A 1173-nucleotide genomic window follows, 5' to 3' on the forward strand; every position below is an offset into this window, starting at 1 on the left:
TCGAGGTCGGGGATGTCCGCGACGATCGGATGCGTCGTCGGCAGCTGGTCCTGCTGATAGGCCCACGCCTTGCGGCGGGCCGCGAAGGTGACCCAGGCGTCGCCGAACCGTGTCGCCGCGGCCGTGGCGTGGGCGCCCATGTAATCGGCGAACGACTCCTTCAGCCACAGGTCGTCCCACCACTTCATCGTCACGAGATCGCCGAACCACATGTGGGCCATCTCGTGCAGAATCGTGTTCGCCCGTCCTTCGCGCTGCGCAACGGTGGCCGCGCCCCGGAACACGTACGCCTCGGTGAAGGTCACCAGGCCCGGGTTCTCCATGGCGCCGAGGTTGTACTCGGGCACGAAGATCTGGTCGTACTTGCCCCACGGGTACGGGTAGGCGAAGGCGTCGGTGAAGAAGTCCAGCCCCTGACGGGTGATCTCGATGATCTCCTCGGCGTCGAGGTGCCGCGCCAGAGACGCGCGGCACAGCACGCCGAGAGCGACGGTCTGCTCGCCGCGGCTCCATTGCGCGTCGACCCGGTGGTAGGGCCCGGCGGCGACGGCGGTGATGTAGCTCGAGAGCGGCAGGGTGGGCGCGAACTCGGTCGTGCGGGCGTCGCCGAGGTCGATCTCGGCGACCGCCTGGCGGTTCGACAGGACCTCCCAGCCCTTGGGGGCGGTCACGACGAACGTGTACCGCGCCTTCATGTCGGGCTGCTCGAAGCACGCCATGACGCGACGCGCGTCGGCCGGCTCGTACTGGGTGTAGAGGTACGTCGCGCCGTCCACGGGGTCCACGAAGCGGTGCAGTCCTTCACCGGAGCGGCTGTAGGCGCCGCGCGCGACGATGCGCACGGTGTTGCGGGGCCCCAAGCCCGTGACGCGGATGCGCGCCCCGTCCCACTGCACCGGCTGAGCGGCGCCGTTCACCTCGACCAGCTCGACCGCTTCGCCGATGAAGTCGATCCACGTCGACTCGGTGCGGGAGCCGAACTCCAACTCGCTGACGGTCCTGAACCCGGTGCGGTCAGGGTCCGGTGCCGTGGTCAGGTCGAGCTCCACCCGGATGCTCTGCACGGTCACCGCGGCCGATCGTGCTGCTGTCTCTTCGCGGGTCAGGTTGGCGGTGGCGGTGTCCATCCATCCATGCTTTCACGTCGACGAGCCTGACCGCGGCGACGACCGC

Annotated in this window: 1 protein-coding gene; it reads right to left on the reverse strand. The window is 69.1% G+C overall.

The genetic code is table 11. From position 1 onward, the window contains the following. A partial coding sequence (locus NQ160_RS24020) for a M1 family metallopeptidase (RefSeq protein WP_257517485.1) occupies positions 1-1127 on the reverse strand: 1127 nt, incomplete at its 3' end. Between the last annotated feature and the right edge of the window lie 46 nt (positions 1128-1173).

The sequence above is a fragment of the Microbacterium sp. zg.Y909 genome (assembly GCF_024626565.1).